Consider the following 6,179-nt stretch of genomic DNA (forward strand, 5'->3'; position numbering starts at 1 on the left):
TCGGAGAACCGGCGGTGGGCGGTCGCTCCGGACGGGCCGAACGACGCCGAAGGCAGCTGCTGCCAGGTACAACCCGACGTAGCCACGAAGACGATTGCGGCCAGTACTTCCCGGTCGCCGTGCCGACGCCGGCCACCGCCCTGCGGCCGCGACGGCGCCTCCGGCACCACCCGCTGGAACAACTCCCACAACTCGTCCGGCACCAGCCGCTCAACGATCCCCACCATGACCCACAGAATACCGAGTCATCCAAATGAGACGGCTTCTAAAGTGAGTTGAATCGATTCTCAGACGCCCGCCGCAGTCGTCAAGAACTTACTGGCCCCCACGAAGCCTCTGGACGTGGCCGCGTGTACCGCCCCCGGGGCGGCCTCACGCCCCGTACTGCTCCTTCATGTGCGCCTCCAGCCGGGCGTTGAGCGCCGCCTGGTCGGCCGCGGCCTCCTCGTGGGTCAGGCTGAGCCGGGGAGCCCAGCCCCCCGCGCACACGTCGATGACCTCGGGCAGGGTGACGATCATCATCTCCAGCATCGCGGGCCGGTAGCCAGGAGGGAAGGCGAGCTCGAACTCCTGCCACCAGTCCACCTCCTGCCGGGAGTTCATGGCCCGGCCCGGCTTGACCTCGGTGTCCACGTGCCGGAAGCCGAGCGCCTGGTAGGCCCGCAACACGGCCGCCTGCGAGGGCAGGGCGTGCACCTCGACCTCGTCAAGGTCCCCCCGGTCCACGGCGTTGTCGATCGCGAGCTCGGTACGGACCGCGCTGTACGCGCCCCTGAGCCGCTCCCCGTCGCAGTGGGTGAGCGGCATGCCCAGCGGCAGCCGGAAGGTGAACGCGTGGGTGCGGACTTCCCCAGCTGCCAGCGTGAAGGGCGCACCGAACTCCCGGGCCTCCACCACGTGCAGGTAGCGGGCCTCGGCCCCGTGGTTCTCGAAGCGGACCACCAGCTCGGCCTGGAAGCGCTCGATCTCCACGTCCACGGCGCCGCCCCGGACGGTGACCGTGCCGGACAGCTCCTGGCCCGGCTGGACCTGGTGCTCGTCGAGCACGGTCTCGACCTCGGGTGCGCTGACCCCCAACGCGCTGAGGAACTTACGGAACGCCATGCGGAGTACCCCCCTGAGAGAAGGCCGGAACCGGCCTTGATGATGATCGCGAACAACGCTATCCGGTCGGCTTCCGGCCGGACAGTGCCAGACCGGGCGAACACACCGGCCGCGCCGCCGGACCCTCAGGGCCGACGGGCCAGACACCCCATGCCGTTTGGTGTCAAGCAGCAGGGGTGTGGGCGTGGTGTGACCATGCGGTCGCTTCGTCGTAGTGAGTACGGGTCTTGAAGCATCCGTGGAGGATGCCGACGAGGCGGTCGCCGAGTTGGCGGAGCGCGGGGGCGTAGCCGATCACGCGTGCTCGCTGCTTGTCGTAGTAGTGGCGGGCGCCAGCTGACGCGCGCCGAACCGAGAACGCGGCATCTGCAATGCCGGAGACAGGGCGCCTCTTTGCGTGCGGGTCAGGCCGTAACGCGTTCGATCTCGATGGCGAGAACGCCCAGGGCTTTCCTTTTCGGGGCCGTAGATACGGCGGATGTTCGTCAGCTGCTGCTCGCGCGGGGAGTAAGGGCTGACGTTCGCCGGGCCTTCACTGTCGAGCATGTCCTCGAAGGAGGAGTAGCGGGCGACGCGCACGAGGCATTCGTCGTGGCCGCAGGCGAACTTGATGTGCTGGCCGCCGGTGAGGTTGCGCAGGTTGGCGTACTGGACGCAGACTTCGATCTTCTTGCGGCCGGAGGCGACGAGGTCGAAGTATTCGCAGTAGAGGTTCATGTGCCGGGCGCGGGGCTGGGCGGGGGCGGCGGTGTGGCGGGTCATGGCTGGAAGGCCGCGAGAAGGAACTGACCGTCTACCGGTGGCAGTACAGCGCTGACCAGTGGGTCGACATCCCCAAGCGGCACGGCTTCACCAACGTGGCGGCCAAAGTCCTCCCCGCCCCTGAACCAGGCGTGCTGGGCACGCTCCTGGTACGCGCCTGCGCGCCCGCACAGCCGCTCCCGGCCCCCATACGGCCCCGTTCATCCGCTCCCGCCCGAGGCGGATGAACGGGGCTTTCCGCTGCCCTGAAACACCCATGTGCAACGGACAGGCCGGTCGTCCGTCCCTACGCCATCGAGGCATTGACGCTGGGAGCCACTGCGATACGGAGGATCGTCAGTGACAACAGCGGTAGTGCGGGACCAACTGGCACTGAACCTGTTCGCGGACCTCTTCGACGAGCCGCCGGAGTCACCGCCGCCCGACACCCCCGTTCCGGCCGAAGTCGACTCCCGCTTGGATGTGCTCGGGGTCTACTGCCGCGGATGCCGCCGCCCCTACGAGGACGTCTCCGGCCGCGGCTGCGAGGCCCTGGCCGACAACCGGCAGCTGACTCAGCGGCAACCAGACGGTACCCGCCAAGGGGAAGGTCCCCGAGCCGCCCCAGGGCGCCAATCTCATCCCCTGCGGCACCATCGAGCAGCTCTCCGGCGTCGCCTACCAGATCCGCCACCGGGAACTCCAGGACTGGCTCACCACACACCCACCCCCCTGACACCAGCCCCAACCCGATGCCGACGTTGCCTGGCATGGGGCAGCACGGGAACCGGCCGACTACAGCCTCAGGGGCAGGGCGCACTGTCGTGAAGTGAGCCGCGCGGACAAGCGGACAACTCGTCTACCGCAGCGGTGAATCAGCGCTCCTGTCCGTTTTCGCAGCGGCGGCGAGCGGCCTCGGCGTGCCCGACGAGATGGAGACGATCAGTCGTCGCCGCCCAGTTTCCTGCGCAGGTCCGCCAGCACCTCCTCCGGCGTAGAGGCAGCGGAGTTGCCGCCGTCTTTGGAGGAGGTGATGAGCCGCGGCCGAGCCGGCTTCGAACTGCTACGCAACCGAGTCCCGTTGCCTCACTGATCGATGTCAGAGGCGCGCGATAGCTTCCTGGCATGGGCGTGTATCTGGTGAGCGTTGGCGCGGAGGAATGGTTCGATGACGGGGAAGACGGGTGGGGCGAAGCTGCTTCGGCGATCAACGCCGAACTCAGGCGGCGCGGCCTGCCGCCCTACGTGGACGTCCCCCTGGAGACGGACTTCGCACCTGGCTCTGGGCAGGCTTTCGAGGAGAAACTGAGCTCTTCCATGGCCGGGTTCCTCGCCTTGTGCCAGACACACCTGTCACAAGAGGAGTCGGACATCCTCTGCGGTTGGACCGTGCTCGTGCCCTTCTCACTCGATGAGGAGATCTGGTTGCCCATCGATTCCGACGACCACGAGTCCATGGTGGTCGGCGCTCCTCAGGTACTACTGCTCGCCGAGAAGCTGGCTGCCGCCATCGATCTGCCGGCCGAAACACCGGCGACATGCGACAACCTCGACCTGAGCATGTGGTTCAGACACCAGGCAAAGGAACTGGCCGCGACTCGAACGGAACCGTGGATCAGGGACTTGGACACAGCCTTCTACGTCGCACTGTTCCTGCGCGCTGCCCAGCACGCGATCCGACGCGGCTGCCCCATCGTCTACACCTGAGACTCATCGTCCCTCCCCTGGTCCTCCGGCGGAAGTTGCTCACTGTGCACGCGTCACGGAAATCGAGCCGGAACCCTTTCCCGTGATCCAAGCCCCAACCGGGCCCACGCCCGAGTGGACGGCGTATCCCGCCTCTTGCTGCCGTCGCAGGCATGCCGTCCTGTCCAAAGAGCACTCCACCGGAGGAAAGTCATCTTGGCCGCCGTTACGCACGAGGTGTTCGTCAACGAGGCCGTGTTCGGCCTCCTGGACGCAGGTGAAATCCCCGCTCACTCCGCTGACTGGACCCATGGCTTCGTCGCTCCCATGACCGAGGGCGCTCTGATCGGCACCGGTCTCAACACTGGTCGCGTACGCGTGACGGTTGACGGACCGCACGACCACGCACCCGAGGCACCCGCAGACGACTGGGAGGAAGTCGTCGAGGCCAGTGTGCACGCCCCAACAGGCCGGCTACAGGTGGAATCGCTCGAACTCGGGCCGCCCGCAGACGACTCCGCCATACTCTGCCCCGCAGGACCCGGCTGGTACCGAGTCCGCGTACACGCCCGCGACCGTGCACTCCACTTCGACCAGGTGAGCATGGAACCGGTCGAGGACTACCTGATCATCACATGGCCGGCGCCCCCAAGCGAGATCACCGTCCTACGAACCAGCGAAAGCATCGAGCAAACCATCCGCACGTCGCAGCAATAGCAGCCACCGCGCCTACACAACCGCGCTGTCCCGGAGGAACCGCTGGGCGACGGCCCGTTTGGCGGGTTCCAGCTCCCGCTCCACCGTCCCTGCGGTCGCGTGGTCGAGCGTCACCATGGCCGGGTACTGCGCGGCCTCCCTCAGCATGCCGATCCGTACCCGCGCGTCATCGTGGGGGAACTCCCTCCCGGAGACGTTCGCTGCGTAGGCAGCAAGCTTCCTCCATAGTTCCTCAGCCGCGTTCGTCCGGCTGAAAGTCCGGGCCTCGACCGCCAGTCGACGCAACTCGGCGGCTACCGCACCCGACAGGCCACGGCACTCCAGTGCCTGCACGGTCGCCTCCGTGGACGCCACGCGGGCGGCGAGCACATCCGAGCGGAACTCGGCCTCCTCGGCCACAGACGAGGCAAGGCGTTGGACCAGCCGGGCCATCTGCTTCTGCGGCCAGGTGACAAGCCATACGCCCCAGCGTGACAGGGCGCTGTCCACCCGGAAGCGAGCGGCCGCTTCGGTCATTTCGTCCGCACGCCGGCTCACCGGAGAGACGGCCAGGGCCTGTTCCCTCAGGGTTCCCGAATGGTCGGACGGCGCAGCGGCACCGTCCAGGAGCGGGAGCACGGTGCGCACCATCAGGTTGTGCCTCACGTCACCGGTGGTGAACTGCCCCACTTCATGGGTCAGGCAGGCGATGCGCTGCTGCGGCGTGAGCGTCTCCCAAAGGGCGAGGCCGATCTCGAGCCGTCTCCCGCGGAGACCGAAGGGCACCGCGCTGATCGCAAAATCCTGGGTGAGCTGAACGGCATCGAAACCCCGGGTGCCGACGGACTCCGCGATCTCGTCCAAAAGCGCGAACAACCGAGGTGCGTCGGCTCGTCGTAGGAGCCGCTCCTCGTCCACCTTGTGCCGGTGGGGCCGCAGTTCCGCAGCCAGGCAGATCAGGAGGAGCCCAATGACGGGCTGGACGATCGTTTCCCATCCGAAGACGATCAACAGCGTGCCACCCACCACCAGACCGCCGGTCATAAGGTGCACCAGTGCGGAAACGGCCACAGCGACCGCCGCCTTCACCCGATGGCCACGGTCGGGAGGGAACCCATGACTGACCGCTCGTGGACCCGTCTTCCCACTCTCTCTTGTCAGGCGCACCCGCCCTGCCCCCCGATTCCGGTACCGAACTCATGTGCCGATCCACCGATTCTGGCGGCACGCGTCGACTCGCACATTGCCCGGAACCAGCAATCTTGGAGCCGACCTCATGCCTGCCCCTGACACCCGGACCCGATCCTGAAGTCGGTCAAGTCATTCTGAGCGGCCGGGTGGCCGAAGCCGTCAGCGTGCAGCGAGTCGAGGGCGGCGTTGTCGAAGCCGCCCCTCCACTCGTACTTGATCGTCACTCCTATGTCCTGCCAAGTTCAGCGATCGGATACCGGAGGGAGGAGAACTCGCTTGCGGAGGAGTTCGAATCCAGCACGACCGAACGCCTGCCGCTTGAGCATCTCGATCAATCGCCCGGCAACGCACCCCTGCGCACGCGACACCGTCCGGGCGGGGAAACCACCCCGTGCCCGAACCGCTTGCGCTGCTGGATCGCGAGTGACGGTCCGAGGCGGTCGATGATCCGGTTCGCGACCGACTCCGACACCCCGAACAACGGCGCCAACTGCCGCAGGGGGAGGTTCGTAGCCAGTACGCGGCGACCGGCAGGACTCAGTCCTCCGTGGGCAGGCTCCAGGGCCCGCCGTTGCGGACCGGGCCAGCACCCTCGCGGCGCAGGGCGGTAATCAGCCTGCCGAACTGACGTACGGCCTCAGCCCATTGAACGGGGCTAAGGGAGGATGAAGTTCCCCCCGCGAACTGGACAGCGGGTGTCTACGCTGCCGGGACGAGGTTCTGCCTGAGCAGGGATCGCGTTTCGAGCGGGGTGACGTACC

The 6,179-nt window shown here is 67.3% G+C and carries 7 protein-coding genes and 1 pseudogene; 2 read left to right on the top strand and 6 right to left on the bottom strand.

Annotated elements, in window-relative coordinates; all coding sequences use genetic code 11:
* The 3 genes from ABT296_RS38210 to ABT296_RS38225 all read right to left on the bottom strand — a co-directional run.
* Window positions 1–227: transposase (locus ABT296_RS38210; protein WP_351934241.1), on the bottom strand; the 227-nt coding region annotated here is incomplete at its 3' end.
* A 145-nt stretch (window positions 228–372) separates the two neighbouring features.
* Window positions 373–1,104: a sporulation protein gene (locus ABT296_RS38215; protein WP_351934702.1), complete on the bottom strand. Its 732-nt coding sequence runs from the start codon at window positions 1,102–1,104 to the stop codon at window positions 373–375.
* Window positions 1,105–1,398: 294 nt separating this feature from the next.
* Window positions 1,399–1,866: an ASCH domain-containing protein gene (locus ABT296_RS38225; protein ID WP_351934704.1), complete on the bottom strand. Its 468-nt coding sequence runs from the start codon at window positions 1,864–1,866 to the stop codon at window positions 1,399–1,401.
* Window positions 1,867–2,970: 1,104 nt separating this feature from the next.
* On the opposite strand from ABT296_RS38225, the gene ABT296_RS38230 reads away from it, so the two are divergent.
* Together ABT296_RS38230 and ABT296_RS38235 are read left to right on the top strand one after the other, a co-directional pair.
* Window positions 2,971–3,552: a hypothetical protein gene (locus tag ABT296_RS38230; protein ID WP_351934706.1), complete on the top strand. Its 582-nt coding sequence runs from the start codon at window positions 2,971–2,973 to the stop codon at window positions 3,550–3,552.
* Between the two features lie 195 nt (window positions 3,553–3,747).
* Window positions 3,748–4,248 carry a hypothetical protein gene (locus ABT296_RS38235; protein WP_351934708.1) on the top strand — a complete coding sequence of 167 codons (501 nt, stop codon included), beginning with the start codon at window positions 3,748–3,750 and terminating at the stop codon, window positions 4,246–4,248.
* A gap of 12 nt (window positions 4,249–4,260) precedes the next feature.
* On the opposite strand, the gene ABT296_RS38240 is transcribed toward ABT296_RS38235, so the two are convergent.
* The 3 genes and pseudogenes from ABT296_RS38240 to ABT296_RS38250 all read right to left on the bottom strand — a co-directional run.
* Window positions 4,261–5,271: a M48 family metallopeptidase gene (locus ABT296_RS38240; RefSeq protein WP_351934710.1), complete on the bottom strand. Its 1,011-nt coding sequence runs from the start codon at window positions 5,269–5,271 to the stop codon at window positions 4,261–4,263.
* 230 nt (window positions 5,272–5,501) lie between these two features.
* Window positions 5,502–5,642 (bottom strand): hypothetical protein, encoded by a 141-nt coding sequence (locus ABT296_RS38820; protein ID WP_502977437.1) that lies wholly within the window; start codon window positions 5,640–5,642, stop codon window positions 5,502–5,504.
* A 158-nt stretch (window positions 5,643–5,800) separates the two neighbouring features.
* Window positions 5,801–6,110 (bottom strand): annotated as a pseudogene (locus tag ABT296_RS38250) (helix-turn-helix domain-containing protein); the annotation flags it as partial.
* Window positions 6,111–6,179: the final 69 nt, after the last annotated feature.

The sequence above is a fragment of the Streptomyces sp. NPDC000983 genome, from assembly GCF_040299205.1.
GTDB lineage: Bacteria > Actinomycetota > Actinomycetes > Streptomycetales > Streptomycetaceae > Streptomyces.

Coding starts and splice junctions, on each gene's coding strand:
- ABT296_RS38215 (WP_351934702.1), bottom strand. CDS start 1,104: ATGGCGTTCCGTAAGTTCCTCAGCGCGTTGGGGGTCAGCGCACCCGAG.
- ABT296_RS38225 (WP_351934704.1), bottom strand. CDS start 1,866: ATGACCCGCCACACCGCCGCCCCCGCCCAGCCCCGCGCCCGGCACATG.
- ABT296_RS38230 (WP_351934706.1), top strand. CDS start 2,971: ATGGGCGTGTATCTGGTGAGCGTTGGCGCGGAGGAATGGTTCGATGAC.
- ABT296_RS38240 (WP_351934710.1), bottom strand. CDS start 5,271: ATGACCGGCGGTCTGGTGGTGGGTGGCACGCTGTTGATCGTCTTCGGA.